We start from the raw sequence: 21205 nt of genomic DNA on the forward strand, positions 1-21205 counted from the left end.
GGGATATGCGGGACTCGAACCCGCGACCTCCGACGTGACAGGCCGGCGCTCTAACCAGCTGAGCTAATACCCCGTGCGCTGGTGCAATAAAAAGGGCCCCGGTTCCCCGAAGCCCTGAATACATGAATGGCGGGATATGCGGGACTCGAACCCGCGACCTCCGACGTGACAGGCCGGCGCTCTAACCAGCTGAGCTAATACCCCGTGCATCAGTGCGTAAGCAATAGTACACGCTTCGCCCCACGTTTGTCTAGCACAAAATTAAGAAAGTTCTTCTCCACCAGTTGTGCACAACCTTGGCGGGCACGCGCCGGCGAGCGAGAAGGACGCGGGCCCGGCACCGCAAGGCGGCTGCGGGGCCCGGCGGGCGTGGCGGCTCCGGCGGCGCTACTCCGTGGTCGCGGTGCCGTCGTCGGACGCGCCCGCGGCGCTGGATGACGCGTCGGAGTCCGAGCCCGACTTGGAGTCCGACTTCGCATCCGACTTCGCATCGGACTTCGTGCCGATGGCCGAGGCGCTGCCGCTGAGCGTCACGCTGGTGGTGTCGCCCGAGTCGGTCGTGACGGCGATCCCCTGCTGGGACAGCTTGACGGACTTGATGGTGCCCGATCCGCCCACGGCCTTTCCGTCCGAGTCGACCACGGGCGAGGCCGGCGTGCCCATGCCGATGGTGCACGCGTACACGTCCCAGTTGCCATCCAGGTTCTCGGGCACCACGATCGTGCCGTTGTACAGTACCAGGCTCGCCGGCGTTCCGGGCACCGTGCTCATCACCTGCAGGCCTTCGCCCTTTGTGACGGCCGACACGATGGCGTACGTGCCGTCGTCCTGCTTGCGCAGCGAGTACGTGGCGTCGCGGTAGCGGATGGACTGGTCCGCGGCGACCACGGTCTTCTCCACCTGCTTTGTCTTGGTGGTCTTGGCGGTGCCGCCGCTCAGGATGCCGCCCAGAAGGTAGCCGCCAAGCGCCAGCACCACCACGACGGCCACCGCGATGCCCGCGATCAGCTTGCGGTTGGTGTGCGTCTGGGGCTCGCGGCGCTGCGTCTGGGGGCGGTACGCGTCGGACAGCCGGCGCTCGCTTCCGTAGCCGCTGCGGCGCCACGACGTGGTTGAGTCCGCGGAGAGCGTCTCTACGTTTGAGCGGGTCTCGACCTTCGCGCCCATGCTCGCGTCGATCCGCCTGAACGAGCCGGTCGCCGCCGGGTCGAGCACGGGGCGCGGCGCGGCCTGCTCGGCCATGCCGTCGCTATCGTAGTCGTGACCGACGCTGTAGTTCTGGTAGTGGTTGGTGGTGGCTCCCGCAAAGTGCGTGCCGCCCGTGGAGCGTCCGCCGCGCCTGGGCACGCGCGCGCCGCCCGAGCCGGTCGCCGCGTGCCGGGCGCCGTGCCGTGCGGAGGAGCTTCCTGCGTTTTCGCTCATGTGTCAGACCTCCCCGTCTGGTGTCTGCTGCGATTATGCTACGAACCGCGCGGAGCCGCGAACTAAAGCGCCCTTCTGGCCTCTATCGCGCGGCCAAGGGTCACCTCGTCGGCGTACTCCAGGTCGCCGCCCACGGGCAGCCCGCTTGCCAGGCGCGTCACCTCCACGCCCAGCGGCCGGATGATCCGGCTCAGGTACGTGGCCGTGGTCTCGCCCTCGACGTCCGGGTTCGTGGCCAGGATGACCTCCTCCACCGTGCCGTCCGCAAGGCGGCCAAGCAGCTCGCGCACGTGCAGCTGCTCGGGGCCCACCTTGTCCATGGGCGATATCACCCCGCCCAGCACGTGGTACAGCCCGTGGAACGAGCCGGTACGCTCGATGGCCTGCACGTCGCGCGGCTCCGAGACCACGCAGATGCGGCTGCGGTCGCGCGTGGGGTCGTCGCACACGTCGCAGTGCTCGCGCGTGGCGTAGTTGAAGCAGATCGGGCAGAAGTGCACCTGCTCCTTCACCCTCAGGATGGCGTCCGCCAGCCGGCGCGCGGTCTCGGCGTCCGCCTCGAGCAGGTAGTACGCGATGCGCTGGGCAGACTTTGGCCCTATGCCCGGCAGGCGGCCCAGCTCGTCAAGCAGGCGCTGCAGCGCTCGGCCGTCGCCCGGCGCGCCCGCCACCGCGACGCCCGAGCCCGCGCCGGCCGAGCCCGCGCCGGCCGAGCCGACAAACGCCTCGCCCGAAAGCGCCACTAGAACATCCCCGGGATGTTCATGCCGCCGGTGATGGCACCCATCTGCTGGTTCGCGACGCTCTGGCCGCTCTCCAGGCAGTCGTTCACGGCCGCGAGGATGCTGTCCTGCAGCATCTCCACGTCCTCCGGGTCCAGCGCCTCCGGGTCGATCGTGATGCCGGTGATGTGCCCGTCCGCGGTGCCGGTCACCTTGACCATCCCGCCGCCGGCCGAGGCGGACACCTCGGTCTCGCCCAGCTTCTCCTGCGCCTGCGCAAGCTGCTTTTGCATCTTCTGCGCCTGCTTCATCATCTGCTGCATGTTCATGTTGGTTCTCCTAACTGGGGAATCGCCGTGGGCGAGAAGAGCATGCCCTTCTCGCCCTATTGTTTGTACCCACCGAATGATACGGCTACTTGCACGTCACGAAACCGCGAGCAAGTCACGTACAGCGTACCGCTACGAACCTGTGCGGCCCGGCTACTCCTTCTTCTGCACGCCGGCGTACTTCACGTCGCCAAACACGCTGGACAGCATGTCGAGCACGGCCTGGGCGTCTGCGGGCGCGTCGTCCAGCGACGCCTCGGGCTGCGCGTCGCCAAACGCGCGCACGGGTTCTGGCTTGGGCGCGGGCTTCGGCGTCGGGGCCGGCGCGGGCGCGGGCTGCGGCGCAGGCGCAGGCGCGGGGACAGGTGCTGGTTGCGGCGCAGGCGCGGGGGCCAGGGCAGGCGCAGGCTTGCGAGCGGTCGCCGGGGTCTGCGGTGAAGGTGCAGGCGCGGCGTCGTATCCACCGGGAGCCCTTCCCTCCTGCACGTCCTCGTCGTACGAGACGGCGGCCGCGTCGTCGTAGGGAACCTCCTCGTAGGGTGGCATGTCGTCCCAGGGCATGGGCCCGGCTGGCTGCGCGGGTGCGGGAGCCGGGGCGGGAACCGGGGCAGGCGCCGGGGCGGGAGCCGGACGCGGTGCGGAAGTCGGCGCGGCCGCCCTCTGGGAGCGCGCGATGTCCGCGCCGCGCAGGCTTGCCTCGGCATAGATCAGCTGTCTGTGGCCGAACAGCGCCTCGACGGCAGGCTCGACCACGGCCCTCACGTCTGCTCGCTCGAGCATCTTCACGGCGAACGCGGAGCCCTTAGGCAGGTTGACCAGCAGCTTCGAGCCGTCGTCGCTGATGGCCGAGGAGCTGAGCAGCAGCGAGCCGCGCGGCGGGTCCTTGCGCACCAGCGCGTCGACCACCTGGCGCCACCTGCGCTGGAGCTCTCCGCCATCCGTCACGGCAGTCGATCCGGAAGCCGGACTTGGCGCGGGAGCCACGGGCTGGGGCGCCGGTTGGGATGCCGGTTTTGGCACCGGCCGGGGTGCCGAAGCCGGTGCGGGCTGGGGTGCCGGAGCCGGTGCGGGCCGGGGCGTGACAGGCTTCGGTGCCGGCGCCGCGGATCGTGGCGCTGGAGCCGGCTTGCTTGCGGCTGCCTGCACGGGCGCCTGCTGCGACACCGTGGGCTGTGGCGAAGGCGCGGGGCGCACCCCAGCTTCTGGCTGCGGCGCGGTGGCCACGTTCTTCTCGCCCTGCGCCGGACGCGCGGGCGCAGTTGGACGCGGCACACGGGGCGCGGCTGCTGGTGCGGCGACCGGTGGCGCGGGGGTCGCCGGAGCGGCGGTAGGCATCGCGCCCGGCACCATCAGCTCCGCCACGCGGCGCTCGAGCTGGGCCACGCGATCCGCGAGGGAGTCGAGCGTCAGGTCGCTCTTGGGGCGCGCGATCTTGGTGAGCGCCACCTCGAGCACCAGGCGCTGGTCCGTCGCGGTGCGCATCTCCTTCGCGGCATCGCCCAGCACCACCATCGCGCGCGAGATCCTGTCCACGGAGCCAAACGCCAGCGCCTCGTCGCGCAGGTTCTGAAGCTCCTCCTCGTTAGCTTCCACCACGCCGGGCTTCACTCCCACCGCGGCGACCACGTACACGTCGCGCAGGTGACCCGCGAGCTCGCGGGTGAACTCCAGCAGGTCGCGGCCCTGGCTCACGAGGTCGCCCACCGCCGAGAACAGCGTGGGCACGTTGCGCTCCGCCATGGCGCAGGCGACGCTCACCAGCATGGAGCCGCTGACCTCGCCCAACAGGTCCTGGGCGGACTCCAGCGACACCTTGCCGTCACCAAATACGGAGAGCTTCTCCAGCGTGCTCAGCGCATCGCGCATGCCGCCGCGCGCGTGGCGCACCACCAGCTCGAGCGCGGCCTTGTCGTACTCGAAGCCCTCTTGGCGGCAGACGTCCTCGAGGTGGGCCTCGATGTCCGGCGCGCCAATGGCGCGGAAGTCGAAGCGCTGCACGCGCGAGAGGATGGTCTCGGGAATCTTCTGCGGGTCCGTTGTGCACAGTACGAAAACCACGTGCTCAGGAGGCTCCTCAAGCGTCTTCAGCAGCGCGTTGAACGCCGCCGTCGTGAGCATGTGGACCTCGTCGATGATATAGAACTTGTAATTGCCGCGCACGGGGGCATAGTTGACGCGATTGATGATCTCTTCGCGAACGTTGTCCACGCCGGTCCTGGACGCGGCGTCCAGCTCGTACACGTCCGGGTGCTCGCCCGCCGCGATCAGCTTGCACTGCTCGCACGTCCCGTCCGGCAGATGCCCCGGCCCCTGCTCGCACATCAGGGCCTTTGCCAGGATGCGCGCCATGGTCGTCTTGCCCGTACCACGCGGCCCGCAGAACAGGTACGCGTGGCTCGTGCGGCCCTCCAGCACGGCGTTCTCAAGCGTCGAAACCACATGCTGCTGGCCAACTACCTGGTCAAACGTCTGCGGACGATACTTCCTGTACAGAGATTCCATTGCGCCTCCCGCGCGTCGCGACGCCACGCCCCGGCTATGCCGCCGAGGCACCGCGTCGCGGGCCTTGTTGTCTGGGGCATAAGTATAGCGGCCGGGGGGCTTGCGACGCATCGCGGTCGCGGCGCGGGATGCCTTGCCACTGCGGGCCGCGTGGATCGCTTGCTGCATCCCCTCGCCGCGCGCGGCGGTGCTCTTACCGCAGATCACTACGTCCACAGTGCTTATCTTTCATCTATCTTTATGCATCTATGAAGTTTGCCCAGTTGAGTAAATTTTGCTCGTTTATCACGTAATATCGCTTGCTATGAACGACTAGTCGAACGTCGATATTTGTTATAATTCGCCCTCACTACTACATACGGTAGCTCATCTTAGTTCGTCGCTTGTCCGCGCGAGCGCGTCGCGCGGTCGAAAGAACGAGTTAGCGATGACAAAGCCGCGGTCGCGCACGGGAGGTCTTCAACATGAGACTCACGGTCGGACTTTCGGATGCCCTGCGCATCACGCGCGCCCTTAGGGCTCAGCGCGTAGACCTGCACGGCCTTCCCCACGGCGAGCTCCAGGCTCCTGACCCCTCGCCCGCGAAGCGCTGGTCCGCACAAGCCATCGATTGCGACGCGCTCCTTCTGAGCGAACCGCCGAGTCCAGGGGAGCCAGTCGAGGTTATCGTTAGCCGCTTCTGCAAAGCACCGCGCACAAAGCTGCTGCATGCCAGTACGCTCAGGGACTGGCTATTGCCGCAGAACTCGTTCATCCGAGTCGATGACGAAATCTGGATACCCCGACCAGAGATGCTCTTTGCACAAATGGGGTCTCTTCTTTCCCCCGTTGAGCACCTCGCGCTCGCGCTCGAGCTTTGCGGAACCTACACCTTGGACGCCCACGAGCCCAATCGCGGTGCTTCGACGTTCGGCATCACTCCCGCAACTAGCGAGGAAGAGATACGTGCCTTTCTCGCCTCCTACCCGCAGGCTCACATCTGGGGAATGCAACAGGCAAGAAGCCTCGCACCTCTCATTACTGATAACTCCTGGTCTCCGATGGAAACCTCTGTGGCGACCGTGCTCTCGATACCCGTCACAAGTCAGGGCTATGGCCTCGGACCCCTGGTCCTCAACAAGCGATTCGCTGGGGGCTCCACCTTTGTCGGAGCGCGCACCTCTCGCGTTCCCGACATTCTCTTTGCAGGAACGCACGTTGGCTTCAACTACGACAGCAGCGATCACCTTCCTATCGATACCATTGCCCACGCCGGCCTTAACCTTGGGCTGAACCCAGGCAGCCGCGCCAGAGAGCGTGAGCTTGACAGGGCAACACGCGATGCGAGACACAAGTTCGTCGATGACCGCCGCAGAGACCGCGAGCTTATGGCCGCTGGCCTGCAGGTTATTTCCGTTACGTCCGAAGATCTGTACGAGCCAGGCGGTATGGACGCGCTGGCAAGATGGGCGATGGACAGAATCGAGGCCGAGGGAGCTCGAAACCTCCTCGCCCAACGCGATGCTCTCGCCCACCAGGACCTCGCACGTACCAGGCAGCTGTTGCTGTGATCGCTCCTGCCTGGCCGTCGAGGCGACATGGCCCGCAGCGAGCTCGAACGTCGCTAGTACGGGCACGAAAGCGATGGGCCGCATCACCCGGACACGGCCCACCGCACACGAACGTAGAACATATTTTCGACACAATTCAGCGACCTGCGGAAACGCGACGCGAACGTCAACCTTACTTTGAGTGTTCTACGTTCGTCCTTAGCGGTTGCGTCGCACGTCCCGCCTACAGCTCGATGCTGCTCACGCCTCGCTCCTCGAAGCGGCGCCGCAGCTCGTCCATGATCGGCACGCCCGCGCTGCAGCCAATGCGCTCGGCACCCGCGCGCACCATGTCCAAAAACGCGTCGGCCGTGCGAATGCCACCCGCAGCCTTCACCTTCACGCGCGGATCCACGTGCGCGCGCATCAGCCGCACGTCCTCCACGGTCGCCCCGCCGGTGCTGAAGCCGGTCGACGTCTTCACGAACGTGGGCAGCACGCGGTTGGCCACCTCGCACAGCGACACCTTCTCGTCGTCGGTCAGCAGGCAGTTCTCGAAGATCACCTTGCTCGGAACGCCGGCCTCACGGCACACGTCCACGATCTGCCGCATCTCGTCCTCAACGTACTCCCAGTTGCCGGCCTTGACCTCCGTCAGGTTCACCACGTAGTCGATCTCGTTCGCGCCGGCGGCCAGGGCGTCTTTCGTCTCGAACACCTTGCACGCGACGCTCGTCTGTCCCAGCGGAAACCCGATAGCGGCACCGGTGTCGATGTCGGTCCCCGCCAGAAGGCGCGAGCACAGCGCCGACTGCACCGAGTTGATCGCGACCATCTTGAAGTGGTAGCGCCGCGCCTCGTCGCACAGGCGCTCCATGTCCTCGCGCGTCGCGTCGGGGTGCAGGTTGGTGTGGTCAACGAGCCTCGCAAGGTCGTCCAGCGTGTAAGACTTCATGTTCCCCCTCCCCCGCGCGCGTCCATCCGCGCGCGGCCAATGCTTCGACATGCGCATTATCCAACGCATCGCCGCGCGCCGCGACCATCGCTCACGCAGACGGTTGCGCAGGACGGCCCCGTGGGGCTTTCGCGCGGGCGAGAAGAACGGGGCGGTACCTCTCGGCACCGCCCCGTCCAGAGCAAGTCATATTCGGTTGTGCGCATGCGCGAGTGCGTGTTCCGCGTCGTGGATGGCGAGGCACTCCCGCCGTTTCCGCGCCTTCCTAGAGTCTCACGGCGCCGTGAGTCCCCGGGAATCGACGCCACATGAGTCCGCGACACTCTTGCGGCCGCACGAAACCTCGCGTGCGCGGGAAAGCCATTCCCTCTCTCATTCGCCTCGACCCCCTTTCAGCTCTCGGCCGTCAGGCATCGGGCACCGCCTTCCGCCTGGCATCTAACGCTTGCTACCTAACGGTTGCCTGAAACCCCGCAGGTCAGAAAGCCTTCCGCCGTCCGGCTACTCGATGGTGACCTTCGTGACGTTTGCCTTCTTCTCCTCCTGCTTCGGGACGTCGACCGTCAGAACGCCGCCGTCCATCTTTGCAGAGATGCCCTCGTTGGCCGCGTCCTTCAGGTACACGCCACGGGTTGCCTGCCACTCCGAGGTCTCCTTCTGCAGGTAGTTCTTGTCCTTCTGCTCGTCGGACTCCTTCTTGTCGACGCTAATGCTCAGACGACCCTCGTTGAGCTCAATGTCGACCTGGTCCTTCTTGACGCCCGGCAGCTCAGCCGTGATCACGTACTTGTCGCCCGCGTCCTCGACGTCCATGTTGAACGCGTCTGCGTCCGACACAGCCAGCGGTGCGAAGAAGTCGTCAATCGCTGCGAACGGCCAAACCCTGCGAAGTGCCTTCTCGTAGTCGCTATAGGGAACCATACCTGCCATTGTTACCACTCCTTCTATTGGCTGGACGCCCTTCCTTTGGGCTTCCTTGGGTTCACTGGTATATGTAACCACCTACCAGTAACTTAAACATGGTTTCTCAGATTTTTTGAGTCTTATACGCTAACGATATCTAAGTGCTTCAGCCTAAGGTTTAGACCTCTCGAATCCATGACGCCTGTCTCCATGCACAAGGGGACGTCGCCCAAGCTGGGAAACGTCCCCTCGGTCGTCCTTCTCTCTGGCGCCTCTACAGACCACACTCCTCCAGGCGGTCCAGGATTTCGCCCAGCGTCGACTTGTACGCAAAGAGCTGCCGGTACGTCGCCGTCTTCACGCGACCCTGCGCGCGCAGGTCGTCCATCTGGCGCACGGCGTTGCTGTAGTCCTCCCGCACGCCCGCCGCAAACGCCTCGTAGCGCTCGAGCCTGCGCTCGCGCTCCGCCGCGGCCATGCCCGCGGTCGTCGTGTCATCGCTCATGCATCCTCCGTCCCACGCAAAGGGGCGCCCGCCTCCGTCGGAAGGCAGACGCCCCAGGCTTGCACCTATCTATCTTAACGGACGCCTTCGAAGGCAGCCCCCCTTGCCGCGCGGCAGCCTACTCGGCCGCCTCCTCCGCCTTCTTGCCAAACTTCGCCTTGAGCGCACCCACGACGGCCGGGATGACAGAAACGAGAATGATGCCCACGATGACCAGCTCAAAGTGCTTCTGCACCGCGGGGATGCCGCCAAAGAAGTAGCCCAGCAGCGTAAAGAGCGTGGACCACGTGATGCCGCCCAGGACGTTGAAGATCACGAAGTTGCGCCAGTGCATGCCGCCCATGCCGCTCAGGAACGGGACGAACGTGCGGATGAACGGGAAGAACCTGCCCAGGAAGACCGCGAGGTGGCCCCACTTGTCCAGGAAGTCCTCCGTCTTCTTCACGCGCTCCGGGGTCATGGCCTTTACCTTGCCTGACGCCACGATTCTCTGCCCAAAGAAGTGGCCGATCATGAAGTTGCACTGGTCGCCCAGGATGGCCGCGGCCCACGCGACGCCAAGCAGCATAAAAATGTTGAAGCCGCCGTTGTGCGCGAAGAACCCCGACGCAAACAGCAGCGAGTCACCCGGAAGAAACGGGAAGAACACGACGCCCGTCTCGATGAAGATGATGAGAAACACAAAGCCGTACGCCACAACCGGTCCGGCGGCGATGGCGCTGGCTATGGCCGTGCGGGGGTCCTTCAGCAGCTCGACGATGAAGTTCACGAATCCCATGCGAGAAAATCCTTACCTTTGGCGGCGCCAACGCGTGCCAGGGCTCGCGACAGGCGGGTCCGCAGTCTCTGCTTACAACAACACCCCTTGCCGCGTTCGCGGTTTGGGGCGCAGGTCAAAGTGTGCTCGATGGGAACGGGCGCCCGCCCGAGGCTCCTTATGGCTGCTACCTTCCGGTCCTGACCAGGTTCGGAACAGTACGTCGCCCGAACCCATCGAGCACACTCACGGACTGATACTCTACCTGCCCGGCGCGGCGCACGTGGTATCGCCCGGACGATAACACCAAAAGCCCACGTCGCCAGTGCGCCCGGGCCGATGGAAAACCACCCACCAGCCCGGGCACAAATTAACGCTGTCTGTCTTCCGGAAGCATCAGAATCTACAGCCCGACCGAATCCGCTCCATGCGCTGCCTGCTCGGCCGTGAAGCCCTCAAACTCAAGCTGCCCGATCAGACTCGCTCTCGAGAAGGACGAGTAGTCCATGTACTGTCTAGCCTTCTTCTCTGCCTGGACCATCCAGTCAGCTCCACAGTGGTCTGCCGCAAAGGTAGCATCCTCTGAAGAGAACCCCTCAAATTCCAGCTGATCGATGAGGCTCTTGTAGGAGAACGAAGTATAGTCCAGGTAACTAGCGGCCCTTGCCAAGGCATTACTCTGAGAGACAGTAAGTTCGACCGTGTACTCCTGTTGGTTGAGCACCTGTCCGCAAACCTTGCATTTCTGGACCTTTACTCCAGGCGTAACGTAACCGTCGCTAGATATGGTGTAGTCCTTCTGAATCTCCCAGTCTCCTGGCGTATGCTCCTTCTTCTGAGTTTCTTGCTTGATGGTCTCCCCGCAGCGCTTGCACACACCTTCTCGCACGCCGGTTTCAGTGCACGTCGCTTCTTTCGTGACCTTCCAGTCAGTAATATCGTGTCCTAGGGCAGACCCTCTGGTTACAAGACAACGGCTACATGTTTCCGGTTCAGTACACGTCGCCTTTTTCCAAGCGTGGCCAAGTGGCTTGCCTTCCTCTTTGCCACAACGTTCACAGACTTCTGGCAAGGTGCACGTAGCCGCAAGCCATTTATGCCCGAGTTTTTTCCCTTGTGTTCTCCCGCAAATCAGACAGGTCTTCGGCGCAGTGCACGTTGCTTCTTTCCACTCGTGTGCGCACAACACGTGCGTTCCGAAGAGGATTCCCAGCACCACTATCGCTGCCGCAAAATACGCCCCTACCCTCACTTCGCGATAGCTCCATAGCCCTGTCTTCTTCGGCTGCCTCTCGTGTTTCTCCTCCGAAGTACAAGAATTCTCACTGTCATTTTTTTCATCTGTGGTGGACTCGGCTTCCGAGGAATCTTTGGCCTTGCCAGCCTCCGCCTCTGGTGAGCTGTCAGACGTTTCCAGCTCGCTCTCTTCTTTCTTCGCTTCGCTCACAATCCCCCCATTCTACACGAGTGCTTATAGCGCCCCTCTATTGCATCGTTTTTTGAATTTTGTGGTGATGAACAGTTGATACAACAAGTACGTCAGCTATAAGTAAGCTCACGGTTCCGCCCACTGCAGATTGGGGAGGCTCAAGCCAGAATTCAAGTCCAAGAGGAATCAGGAAGAGTGCCAAAACTATCTTTACCACCTGCATCGCTCTTGATAGGCGCTTCTTTGCCACGGCTCGCTCTTCTGCCCTGATTTCGGACGGGTCTATGCTTTGCTTGATTGACTCGTATTCCGCTTGCGCCTTGTCGACTTCGCTTGTGTCAGTTTTTATTTCTTCGTACTTTTCCTTAAAGGAATTGGCTTCCTCGGTATCTCGAATCACTTCGTCGAGCTGCTCCTTAGCTTTATCTACGGCCTCTTGAACTAGGCTCTTCCTCTTCTCAAGAGTTCGCGTCAAGTACTTCGCCTTGGCTGCCAGATTTCTCGCCTCGTGTTCTAGCTCGGGGTCGACGGAAGCGACCATGCTGCCTTCGTCGGACACGAAGCTAACGTAAAGCGCTCGCTCATCATGCGTCTCCGTAGATGTGGTCACCTTCTTCGTTCCGCCGACAATCGCCCCTGCTTCTCCGGCAAGCACGCCACCGACAATCGCACCTCCTATGCTTGGCCCGCCACCGGAAACCTTCGTATCAGAATACACATTTCCACTAGTTGAGACACTTATGTCGAGAGAGTTATCGAGCTGCAGGGTCTCGCCATTGTATTCAACTCTGTTGCCATAAAGTACGATTGGCCCAACGGTCATAACTTGTCCGTCATAGGGTGCGCTAGCGTCTTCAACACCCCTTCTACACAGCTCTACACGCCGCTCGTATCTATCATTTGCGGCGTCGACTGCGGCGAGGGCTTCTTTCACCCTCTTCTCATACGACTCTTTCGCTTCGTCGACACGCTTGGCGGCGCTGCTCAGCCGCTCTCGCGGTCCAATAGCCGTTTCCACTGTGCCTCCTCCCCCTCAACAAGTTCTTCCTTTGGCAATTTTTACATTTAGTGTGCTTTAGATGCTTTTTATATTCTAGTTCTGTGACAGAGACTCTTCTTTCGGAATCCTTGAGTGTTTACAACGGACTCCGCTCTCTGCCTCGTTAGTTCGTTTCGCATCAAGCGACTGATAGGTAACAGACAAGCTACGTGAGCCGCCTTCTACTCAAGCGATAACCAGTCAACTATTCGAGTTTGATTCGTGGTACAAGCCACAAACCCGCGGCGCCGATACGCTACCCTAGGTGCAACCAAATATCGCCGCGGGCAGAGCGAACGGCCACGGCGTCGTCACGGGAGGCGCGCATGATCAATCACTTCTGCAAGGTTCCCCTCTGGGAATGCAACGGTAAGCTCGTTCGCGTGGCGCAGGGGCAGGAGGCCGCGGACACGGTCATCCGCCACGCAAAGCTCGTCAGCGTCACCACGCGCGAGATCCTGGACAACGCGGACATCGCCATCAGCTGCGGCCGCGTCGCCTACATCGGATTCGACGGCCACACGGCCGAGCACTGCATCGGTCCCAACACAACCGTCGTGGACGCCCACGGCCTCTACGCCGCGCCCGGCCTTCTTGACACCCACATCCACATCGAGTCCTCCATGGTCGGCCCGTCCGAGTACGCGCGCGGCGTGGTGCCACACGGCACCGTCGGCATCTACGCGGACCCGCACGAGGTCGCAAACGTCCGCGGTCTCGAGGGCGTGAAGACCATGTGGCAGGACGCCGCCCGCACGCCGCTCAAGATCATGCTCACCACGCCGTCGTGCGTGCCGGCGGTCCTCGGCGTCGAGGACACGGGCTCCAGCATCGACGCCGCGCAGGTCGCGGACACCATGACGTGGCCCGAGACCTGTGGCCTCGGCGAGATGATGAACTTCCCCGGCATCCTTTCGGGCGAGAAGAACGCACTCGGCGAGGTGCAAGAGACCCTCAAGGCCGACAAGCCCGTGACCGGCCACTACGTCACGACGGACGACGACCGCGGCCTGAACGCCTACATCGCCGCCGGCGTCACGAGCTGCCACGAGTCCAGCACGTTCCAGGACGTCCTCGCAAAGCTCCGCATGGGCATGTACGTGCAGCTGCGCCAGGGCTCCGCCTGGCTCAACCTGCCGGGCTACCTGCCGCAGCTCATCCAGAGCGGCGTGGACACCAGCCACTGCATGCTGTGCACGGACGACTCCCACCCGCACACCATCGTTGCGGACGGCCACATGGACCGCGTCCTGCGCGAGGCCGTCAGGCTCGGGCTCGACCCCGTCGTCGCCATCCAGATGTGCACCATCAACGCGGCCACGTACTTCGGCGTCGGGCTGGACATGGGCTCCATCACGCCGGGCAAGTGCGCGGACATCGCGCTGTTCGAGGACCTCACGGACTTCCGCGCCGCGCAGGTCTACATCGACGGCGAGCTCGTCGCGCGCGACGGCAAGGCCCTGTTCGAGGTCGAGCCGTTCCAGTGGCCTGACTTCATGACCAACACCATGGACCTCGGCATCGACATCACGCCGCAGACGTTCCGCATCCCGGTCGACACGCAGGAAGACACGTGCAAGGTCCGCGCGCTCGGAGTCAATGCGGGCGACACCCTCACGCGCGAGCTTTTCGTCCAGGTGCCCGTGCGCGACGGCTCGCTCCAGGCAGACCCGGAGCACGACGTGCTGAAGGCCTGCGTGTTCGACAGACACCACGGCGAGAAGGGCACTCACGCCTTCGGCTTCATCAACGGCTTCGGCATCCACGGCGCGCTCGCCCAGACCGTGAGCCACGACGCCCACAACCTCCTCGTCATGGGCGACAACGACGCGGACATGGCGCTTGCGGCGAAGACGCTCGCGGAGTGCGGCGGCGGAGAGGTCGCCGTCATGGACGGCAAGGTCCTCGCCCTGGTCGAGCTGCCCGTCTGCGGCCTCATGAGCGACAAGCCCGTCGAGGTGGTCGCCTCCGAGGTCGACCGCATCGAGCAGGCATGGTCCACCATGGGCTGCACGCTGCCGTCGCCGTTCATGACCATGGGCGTCATGTCGCTTGCCTGCGTGCCGTTCCTGCGCCTCACCAACCGCGGCTACGTCAACTGCATCACGTTCAAGATGGAGCCGCTCCTGGCAGAGTAGCGCCGCAAGGCAGCTGCAAGCCGTCCGCAAGGTCACGTCACGGGTCCGTCCTTCGGGGCGGACCTTTCGCTACCCGTTGCCTTTGCGCTACCATCGTGGGGTTAAACCACGTACAGGGAGACCACATGTCAAAAAAGAGCAAGAACCGCTCCAAGCAGGCGGCGCACATAAGCGCAAAGCAGCGCCAGGAGCAAAACCTCACCGTAGCCGAGCAGGATGCCGAAAAGTACGGAGACGTGCTCTTCTCGGTAACGTACTTTCTGGACGAGAAGAGCGCGGACAACGCGGCCGCGCTTTATGGCGGGGGTCGCACGCGCGACCTGTGCCTCGTGCTTTTGGTCGTTGGCATCGTGATGCTGGTGACGAACTTCGTGCTGGGATTCAACCTGGCGATCTTCCTGATCGCGCTTGTGCTGTCGGTGTCTGGCGCCACGGCGTCAGGCAACTGGAAGTCCGTCACCATGTGGGCTCTCATGGGCACAAACCTGGGCGATTCCAAGGAGGACCTCAACCGCCACAACGTCGTGACCGCGGAAGAGGTCATCGTGGAGGGCCCCGGTGCAGAGGTGCTGCGCCTGCCGCTGCGCGAGCTGCGCCGCGTGCGCCACGACGAGCACGGCTGCCTGGCCATGTTTGGCAAGGCGCGTGTGGCGTACTTCCCGGCCAGCCAGATGAGCGTGAGCCGCCTGCGCGAGCTCGAGCAGTTCCTGGAGAAAGCCGCAAGATAGGTGCAAGATAGCCGCAAGCTGGGTGTCCGGCGCGCTAGACGCGCCGCAGTATGGGTATCAACCCTGTAACCAGCGGCAACATAACGGCGTCACGGGCGGGCGCGCGGTGCGGATGTCGCATCGTGCGCCCGCCTGCGCATGCCGGGGAGGAAGGACCCATGGCAATCGTAGCGGCGTTCGCGGTTCCGCACCCGCCCCTGATCATCCCGGCCGTAGGCAGGGGCCGCGAGAAAGAGATTCAGAAGACGATCGACGCGTATCGGGAGGTAGGCGCGCGCATCGCGGAGCTCGACCCGCAGACGATCGTGATATCGTCCCCGCACTCCGTCATGTACCGCGACTACATCCACGTATCGCCCGGCGCGTCCGCGGAGGGGAACTTTGGGCAGTTTGGCGCAAGGGAGGCCCGCTACGCGGCGCGCTACGACACTGAGTTCGTGACGGCGCTCGCCGCGGCGGCGGACGCGGACGGGCTTGCCGCCGGCTGCGAGGGCGAGCGCGATTCCGCGCTTGACCACGCGACCATGATCCCGCTGCACTTTATACAGGAAGCCTACCGCAAGGCCGGGCGCGAGCCGAGCTACAAGGTGGTGCGCATGGGCATTTCCGGCCTTTCGCCCGCGGACCACTACCGCATGGGCACGCTGGTGCAGCGCGTGGCCAGCGTGCTGGGGCGGCGCTGCGTGTACGTGGCGTCCGGCGACCTTTCGCACAAGCTTGCGCCAGAGGGCCCGTACGGGTTTGCGGCGGAGGGGCCCAAGTTCGACCGACGCGTTTGCAACGACTTCTCGACCGCGGATTTTCTTGACCTTTTGATGATCGACCGCGGGTTTGCGGAGCGCGCGGCAGAGTGCGGCCTGCGCAGCTTCCAGATCATGGCCGGCGCGCTGGACCAGACGGACGTGCGCTCAGAGCTCCTTTCCTACCAGGGGCCTTTTGGCGTTGGATACGGCGTGGCGGCGTTCGTTCCCACGGGAGAAGAACGCGCGGACCCGGCTCGCGACTTTCTTTCCGCGTACGAGGGCGCCCACCGCGAGGAGATGCGTCGCCGCAAGGAGGCGGAGGACCCGCTTGTGAGGCTGGCGCGGCTGTCGCTCGAGACATTCGTTCGCACGGGCGAGCGCCTGCGCGCGGCCGACGTGCCAGACGGGTTGCTGGCACAGCTGCGCAAGGCGGCGGACGACAGCCCCGCCGGCTGCTTCGTCTCGCTCAAGAAGGACGGCGAGCTGCGCGGCTGCATCGGGACCATCATGCCCACGCGCGACACCCTGTGGGCAGAGATCCTGGGCAACGCCGTCTCTGCCGGGGCGCATGACCCGCGCTTCTCGCCCGTGCGCAAGGGCGAGCTGGACGAGCTGGTGTACGACGTGGACGTGCTGACGCCCCCGGAGCGCATAGCGGGGCCGCAGGAGCTGGACGTGCACCGCTACGGCGTGATCGTGAGCACGGACGACGGCCGGCGCGGTCTGCTCCTGCCCGATCTTGACGGCGTGGACAGCGTGGAGCAGCAGGTGCGCATTGCGGCGCGCAAGGGCGGGATAGACCTCTCGCGCGACGACTGGCACCTGGACCGCTTCGAGGTGGTGAGGCACACATGACGCGCGCAGCGTCGGGCGCTGCGTCAGGCGCAACGTCAGGCGCGACGTGCGACGCGTGCCCACGGCGCTGCAGGCTTGCGGAAGGCGCGGTTGGCCGGTGCCGCGCGCGGCGCTGCCGAGACGGCAGGGTCCTGCCAGAGAACTACGGCAGGCTCACGTCCATTGCGCTCGACCCCATACAGAAGAAGCCCATCGCAAGGTGGATGCAAGGTTCGACCGTTCTTTCCGTTGGGAGCTACGGGTGCAACCTGCGGTGCCCGTTCTGCCAGAACTGGCAGATATCGCAATCCGGCGAGGGCGACGTGCCGTGGCGCGAGGTATCGCCGCGGGAGCTGGTGCGCATGGCGCTTGACGTGCGGCGCCGCGAGGAGGTGGCCGGCAGACAGATGGCGGGGATCGCCTACACGTACAACGAGCCGCTCGTTGGCTGGGAGTACGTGCGCGACTGCGGCGAGCTTGCGCACGAGGCGGGCCTCGCGAACGTGCTCGTCTCGAACGGGTGCGCCACGCCGCAGGTAATTGCAACCCTTGCGCCCCTGGTGGACGCCGCCAACATAGACCTCAAGTCCTTCTCACCCGCGTTCTACCACGCGTGCGGCGCGCCTGCCGGGGCGCTGGACGCCGTGCGGCACACCATAGAGGCGCTGGCCGCGGAGGGCGGCTGCCACCTGGAGGTGACCATGCTCGTCGTGCCCGGCATGAACGACACGGACGATCACATGCAGAGGCTCTCGCGGTGGCTTGCCTCCGTCGACCGCACGGTGGTGCTGCACGTGACGCGGTTCTTCCCGCGCTGGCACATGTCTGACGCACGGCCGACGGACGTGGAGCTTGTCTATCACCTGGCTGACGTTGCGCGAGAAGAGCTTGACTGCGTGCTGGTGGGCAACTGCTGACGGCGCGACGCAACCGCCCGCGAAGACGGCATGTCTAGCATCTGCCTTTACGGGTATACATAAAAACATACGCAGTTTTCGCGGGGGCCGCATGGCGATTTTGCCACGCGGCCCCCGCTTGGCACCCTAAGGAGGCTCAACATGATCTTTCAGGTCGACGACAACAGCGTCAAGTTCCTTGGCGACGACAACGAGGTCAAGGGCGCAGTCCTCTTTCCCGACGCGGGGGACGGCGTCGTGGACATCAACAAGACGTACGTTGCCCCAACGGAGCGCGGCATGGGGACCGCGGGACTCTTGATGGGCCGCGCGGCGGAGCACATCAAGGCGACGGGCAAGAAGGCCAGGCTTTCCTGCAGCTATGCGCAAGCGTGGTTCAAGAAGCACCCCGAGTACCAGGGCCTCGTGACGGAGTAGCGCGACGGTCGTGGCGGCGACTGCGCAGGCAGCCGCAAGCCCTGTGGAAGACAACCGCAAGAAGGCGGGCGGCACGTGGCTTTTGCCAACGGCCGCCCGCTTCGCTTGTACGCGCCGCGCGCAGGCGCAGGCGCAGGCGCAGGCGCGATCTTGCACCAGTCTTTACCTGCGCTGCAGACCGACCCACTCCCACAGGCTCACCGGGCGGCCGCCCACCGTCACGGGCGACCCGTCCGCGTCGACGTCCACGAAGTCGTGGTACACCTCGACCCAGCAGAAGTGGCCACGGTAGCGAAGCGGCGCGCCCGATGCGTCATGGTAGCGGCCCGTCAGGTCGTCCACGTGGTCAAACAGGGTAAGGTGGACGTCCGCGCCAAGGCGGCGCAGGTGGCGGTACGTGGGGATCGAGGTGCGACGCGGGTCGACGATGTCGTCGTCCGCGGACTGCACCAACCAGAGCGGTGTGCGAGCGATGGCCGCGACCTCGGCCTCCGTCGCAAGGTCGTCGTTCCACGCCGGACACACGGCGATGCCGGCGGCAAACAGGTCTGGGTAGTCTGCCAGCAGGCGGCACGTCATGAACCCGCCGTTGGAGAGCCCGCCCACGTACACGCGCGACGGGTCAACGGCCGGCAGCGCCGCGACGGCGCGACGCACCATGTCGCCAAGCGCGCGCACGTAGCGACTCTGGTTGTCGTCATCCATCCGGCCGGATCCAGAGTCCATCCAATACGTGGGGGAAGACGGCACCAGCACGTACGCCGCACCGCCGAGCTTTGCCTGGATGTCCGGTTGCCCAAGCGCCGTCACCCTGTTTGCCATGACCGTCAGAAACGGCACGCGCGGCTCGCCCGCGCCATGCAGCCACAGCAGCAGCGGCACGGACCGTGGCCGCGGCGAGCGATTACCCCGCGCGCACTCCGGCGTAAAGAGCGAGAGGCGCATGTGGTACCCATCGAAGTTCCTTCGCCCGTGAGGTCCCATCCCAGCAGGTCGGGACAGGTGTCACCCGCAGACTCATCAAACACGAGGCCCCCGAGCGCACCCGCAGAAGGATTTTTCGCCGCAAGCGCGCGACGCTGTGCCACGTGAAACACGGGCATGAGCTCCCTCGAGCCCATGACCCCGCCACCGATGCGCTGGGTGGCCCTCACCTCCGGAAGCTCGAGCACCACGTGGCTGCCGCCGGGACGACGCGCGCCCATCTCGTCGCACGCCCATGCGCGAAGCACGGCTACGTCCTCCCCATCCGCGCGCACGGCAAAGGCATCTGCAAGGTCGCCGGCATCCGCAACGTCGTACGGCAGGTCAAGCACAAGCCTGCTCACGTATGCGCCCCTGTCCGTCGCGGTCGTGACGGTTCGATACTCTGCCATGATGCCTCCAAAGTCTTCCGCGAGGCGTCCGCGCGTGGCGCTCGGGCAAATTTCCGCGCAAGGCGCCCGAAAGGCGGGTCGCAACCATGTTCTCACGTCCTTCTCGCCCGCGGGGCGAGAAGGGAAAGGCCTCCGGGGCCAAAGGCAGATGCCAGCTCCGGAGGCCTTGCGTGCTCTAGCTTCGGTCGTCGCCGCGCGCGGCAACCTTGCAGTTGCCTTGCGGCCGCCTTGCGCCTACCTGCGGTGCGCGCGGTAGTACGCGATGAGCGCCTTCGTAGAGGCGTCCTGGGCGGCGAGCGCCTCGTCGTCGTGGAACGCGGGCGTGATCTGCTTCGCAAGCTGCTTGCCCAGCTCGACGCCCCACTGGTCGTAGGAGTCCAGGCCCCAGACCGTGCCCTCGACAAACGTGATGTGCTCGTACAGCGCGATGAGCTCGCCCAGGGCGTGCGCGTTCAGCGTGTCGCCAAAGATCGACGTGGTCGGGCGGTTGCCGGTGAAGACGCGCGCCGGGACCATCCACTCCGCAGTGCCCTCCGCGCGGACCTCGTCCGCGGTCTTGCCAAAGGCGAGGGCCTTCGTCTGCGCAAGGAAGTTGCCCAGGAAGAGCTCGTGCACGTCCTGGTCGCCGTCCTTCGTGGGGTTGGGGGTGTTGGCGAACGCGATGAAATCGGCCGGAATCATGCGCGTGCCCTGGTGAATGAGCTGGTAGAACGCGTGCTGGCCGTTGGTGCCGGCCTCGCCCCAGAAGATCTCGCCGGTGTCGGACGTGACGGGGGTGCCGTCCCAGCGCGTGGACTTGCCGTTGGATTCCATGGTCAGCTGCTGCAGGTACGCCGGGAAGCGGTGCAGGTACTGGTTGTACGGCAGCACGGCGTGGCTTGCGGCCTTGAAGAAGTTGACGTACCAGACGTTGATGAGGCCCATGAGCGCGACGACGTTCTGCTCGAGCGGGGTCTCGCAGAAGTAGGTGTCGAGGTCGTGGAAGCCGGCCAGGAAGTCCTTGAACATCTGCGGGCCAAACGCGATGATGAGCGACAGGCCGACCGCGGCGTCGACGGAGTAGCGGCCGCCGACCCAGCTCCAGAAGCCGAAGGCGTTCGCCGGGTCGATGCCGAACTTCTCAACGAGCTCCAGGTTGGTCGAGACCGCGACGAAGTGCTTCTTGATGGCATCTGCAACGGAGGCGTCGGAGCCGTCGATTGCGCCCTGCGCCTTCAGGCCCTCCAGCAGCCAGGTGCGAGCCTCGCGCGCGTTCGTCATTGTCTCGAGCGTCGTGAACGTCTTGGACACGATGACCACCAGCGTGGTCTCGGGGTCGAGGCCCTTGACCTTCTCGGCCATGTCGTTGGGGTCGATGTTAGAGACGTAGCGCACGGAGATGCCGGCGTCCGCGTACGGCTTGAGCGCCTCGTACACCATGACCGGGCCCAGGTCGGAGCCGCCGATGCCGATGGAGACGACGGTCTCGATCTTCTTGCCGGTGACGCCCTTCCACTCGCCGGAGCGCACGCTGTCCGCGAACGCGTACATGCGGTCCAGCACCTCGTGCACGTCCTTCACGCAGTCCTGGCCGTCGACGATGAGCTTGCCGGCGTCGGAAGCGGGACGGCGCAGCGCCGTGTGCAGGACGGCGCGGTCCTCGGTGGTGTTGATGTGCACGCCGTTGAACATCGCGGTGCGGCGCTCCTCCAGGCCCACGGCCTTGCCAAGGGCGGCCAGCAGCTTGACGGTCTCGTCCGTCACGAGGTTCTTCGACAGGTCGAAGTGCAGGTCGGATAGGTCAAACGACAGCTTCTGGACGCGCTGGGGGTCAGCGGCGAACCAATCCTTCAGGCTGATGCCCTTGGACTGGAGGCTGTCGAAGTGGTCCTGGAGGGCCTTCCACTCTGGGGTCTTCGTCGCGTCGATGGGTGCGGGTACGTCTGACATGCTAGCTCCTTAGGTCTGACTGCAGTCATGT

The 21205-nt window shown here is 64.8% G+C and carries 19 protein-coding genes, 2 tRNA genes and 1 other RNA gene; 6 read left to right on the forward strand and 16 right to left on the reverse strand.

The window, feature by feature from the left end:
• The 6 genes from HF885_RS09455 to dnaX all read right to left on the reverse strand — a co-directional run bounded on the left by HF885_RS09455 (position 1) and on the right by dnaX (position 4975).
• A tRNA-Asp gene (locus HF885_RS09455) sits at positions 1 to 73 on the reverse strand.
• A 54-nt stretch (positions 74 to 127) separates the two neighbouring features.
• Positions 128 to 204: transfer RNA gene (locus HF885_RS09460), tRNA-Asp, on the reverse strand.
• A 183-nt stretch (positions 205 to 387) separates the two neighbouring features.
• Entirely contained in the window at positions 388 to 1422 is a 1035-nt protein-coding gene (locus tag HF885_RS09465; RefSeq protein WP_170104685.1) for a hypothetical protein, read from the reverse strand.
• 62 nt (positions 1423 to 1484) lie between these two features.
• Positions 1485 to 2093 (reverse strand): recombination mediator RecR, encoded by a 609-nt coding sequence (recR, locus tag HF885_RS09470; protein ID WP_170104714.1) that lies wholly within the window; start codon positions 2091 to 2093, stop codon positions 1485 to 1487.
• Positions 2094 to 2164: 71 nt separating this feature from the next.
• The gene (locus tag HF885_RS09475; RefSeq protein WP_170104686.1) at positions 2165 to 2473 is read right to left on the reverse strand and encodes a YbaB/EbfC family nucleoid-associated protein; all 309 of its coding nucleotides are present in this window, start codon (positions 2471 to 2473) and stop codon (positions 2165 to 2167) included.
• A gap of 153 nt (positions 2474 to 2626) precedes the next feature.
• Complete coding sequence (gene dnaX / locus HF885_RS09480; protein WP_170104687.1) at positions 2627 to 4975, reverse strand: DNA polymerase III subunit gamma/tau; 2349 nt, start codon at positions 4973 to 4975, stop codon at positions 2627 to 2629.
• A gap of 464 nt (positions 4976 to 5439) precedes the next feature.
• Here dnaX and HF885_RS09485 point away from each other — a divergent pair, with 464 nt between their 5' ends.
• Positions 5440 to 6525 (forward strand): hypothetical protein, encoded by a 1086-nt coding sequence (locus tag HF885_RS09485; RefSeq protein WP_170104688.1) that lies wholly within the window; start codon positions 5440 to 5442, stop codon positions 6523 to 6525.
• Positions 6526 to 6748: 223 nt separating this feature from the next.
• On the opposite strand, the gene deoC is transcribed toward HF885_RS09485, so the two are convergent.
• From deoC to HF885_RS09520, 7 genes are all read right to left on the reverse strand, one after another.
• Complete coding sequence (deoC, locus tag HF885_RS09490) at positions 6749 to 7459, reverse strand: deoxyribose-phosphate aldolase (protein ID WP_170104689.1); 711 nt, start codon at positions 7457 to 7459, stop codon at positions 6749 to 6751.
• 501 nt (positions 7460 to 7960) lie between these two features.
• Positions 7961 to 8389: an Hsp20/alpha crystallin family protein gene (locus HF885_RS09495; protein ID WP_090863840.1), complete on the reverse strand. Its 429-nt coding sequence runs from the start codon at positions 8387 to 8389 to the stop codon at positions 7961 to 7963.
• 247 nt (positions 8390 to 8636) lie between these two features.
• Positions 8637 to 8867, reverse strand: a complete 231-nt coding sequence (locus tag HF885_RS09500; protein WP_235927401.1) for a hypothetical protein — start codon at positions 8865 to 8867, stop codon at positions 8637 to 8639.
• A gap of 118 nt (positions 8868 to 8985) precedes the next feature.
• A complete protein-coding gene (locus HF885_RS09505; protein ID WP_170104690.1) occupies positions 8986 to 9645 on the reverse strand; it encodes a DedA family protein in 660 nt (219 codons plus the stop codon).
• A gap of 123 nt (positions 9646 to 9768) precedes the next feature.
• Positions 9769 to 9864: signal recognition particle sRNA small type (gene ffs, locus HF885_RS09510), an RNA gene on the reverse strand.
• 163 nt (positions 9865 to 10027) lie between these two features.
• Entirely contained in the window at positions 10028 to 11071 is a 1044-nt protein-coding gene (locus HF885_RS10670; RefSeq protein ID WP_206109892.1) for an Ltp family lipoprotein, read from the reverse strand.
• Positions 11072 to 11108: 37 nt separating this feature from the next.
• Positions 11109 to 12071: a hypothetical protein gene (locus HF885_RS09520; protein ID WP_170104691.1), complete on the reverse strand. Its 963-nt coding sequence runs from the start codon at positions 12069 to 12071 to the stop codon at positions 11109 to 11111.
• 347 nt (positions 12072 to 12418) lie between these two features.
• On the opposite strand from HF885_RS09520, the gene HF885_RS09525 reads away from it, so the two are divergent.
• The 5 genes from HF885_RS09525 to HF885_RS09545 all read left to right on the forward strand — a co-directional run bounded on the left by HF885_RS09525 (position 12419) and on the right by HF885_RS09545 (position 17869).
• Positions 12419 to 14230, forward strand: coding sequence for an adenine deaminase (locus HF885_RS09525; protein ID WP_170104692.1), 1812 nt, complete (start codon positions 12419 to 12421; stop codon positions 14228 to 14230).
• Positions 14231 to 14355: 125 nt separating this feature from the next.
• On the forward strand, positions 14356 to 14958 hold the full coding sequence (locus HF885_RS09530) for a hypothetical protein (protein ID WP_170104693.1): 603 nt from the start codon (positions 14356 to 14358) through the stop codon (positions 14956 to 14958).
• A gap of 158 nt (positions 14959 to 15116) precedes the next feature.
• Positions 15117 to 16556: an AmmeMemoRadiSam system protein A gene (gene amrA, locus HF885_RS09535; RefSeq protein WP_170104694.1), complete on the forward strand. Its 1440-nt coding sequence runs from the start codon at positions 15117 to 15119 to the stop codon at positions 16554 to 16556.
• Positions 16553 to 17452 carry an AmmeMemoRadiSam system radical SAM enzyme gene (amrS, locus tag HF885_RS09540; protein WP_170104695.1) on the forward strand — a complete coding sequence of 300 codons (900 nt, stop codon included), beginning with the start codon at positions 16553 to 16555 and terminating at the stop codon, positions 17450 to 17452. The genes amrA and amrS overlap by 4 nt, the downstream gene beginning before the upstream one ends.
• 141 nt (positions 17453 to 17593) lie before the next feature.
• Complete coding sequence (locus HF885_RS09545; RefSeq protein WP_170104696.1) at positions 17594 to 17869, forward strand: GNAT family N-acetyltransferase; 276 nt, start codon at positions 17594 to 17596, stop codon at positions 17867 to 17869.
• A gap of 162 nt (positions 17870 to 18031) precedes the next feature.
• On the opposite strand, the gene HF885_RS09550 is transcribed toward HF885_RS09545, so the two are convergent.
• The 3 genes from HF885_RS09550 to pgi form a co-directional block, all read right to left on the reverse strand.
• Positions 18032 to 18709 (reverse strand): prolyl oligopeptidase family serine peptidase, encoded by a 678-nt coding sequence (locus HF885_RS09550; RefSeq protein WP_206109893.1) that lies wholly within the window; start codon positions 18707 to 18709, stop codon positions 18032 to 18034.
• A complete protein-coding gene (locus HF885_RS09555; protein ID WP_170104698.1) occupies positions 18697 to 19245 on the reverse strand; it encodes a hypothetical protein in 549 nt (182 codons plus the stop codon). The genes HF885_RS09550 and HF885_RS09555 overlap by 13 nt, the downstream gene beginning before the upstream one ends.
• A 234-nt stretch (positions 19246 to 19479) precedes the next feature.
• Positions 19480 to 21174, reverse strand: a complete 1695-nt coding sequence (gene pgi / locus HF885_RS09560; RefSeq protein ID WP_170104699.1) for a glucose-6-phosphate isomerase — start codon at positions 21172 to 21174, stop codon at positions 19480 to 19482.
• Positions 21175 to 21205 lie beyond the last annotated feature (31 nt).

Source organism: Parafannyhessea umbonata (genome assembly GCF_012844235.1).
In the GTDB taxonomy this organism is placed as follows: Bacteria; Actinomycetota; Coriobacteriia; order Coriobacteriales; family Atopobiaceae; genus Parafannyhessea.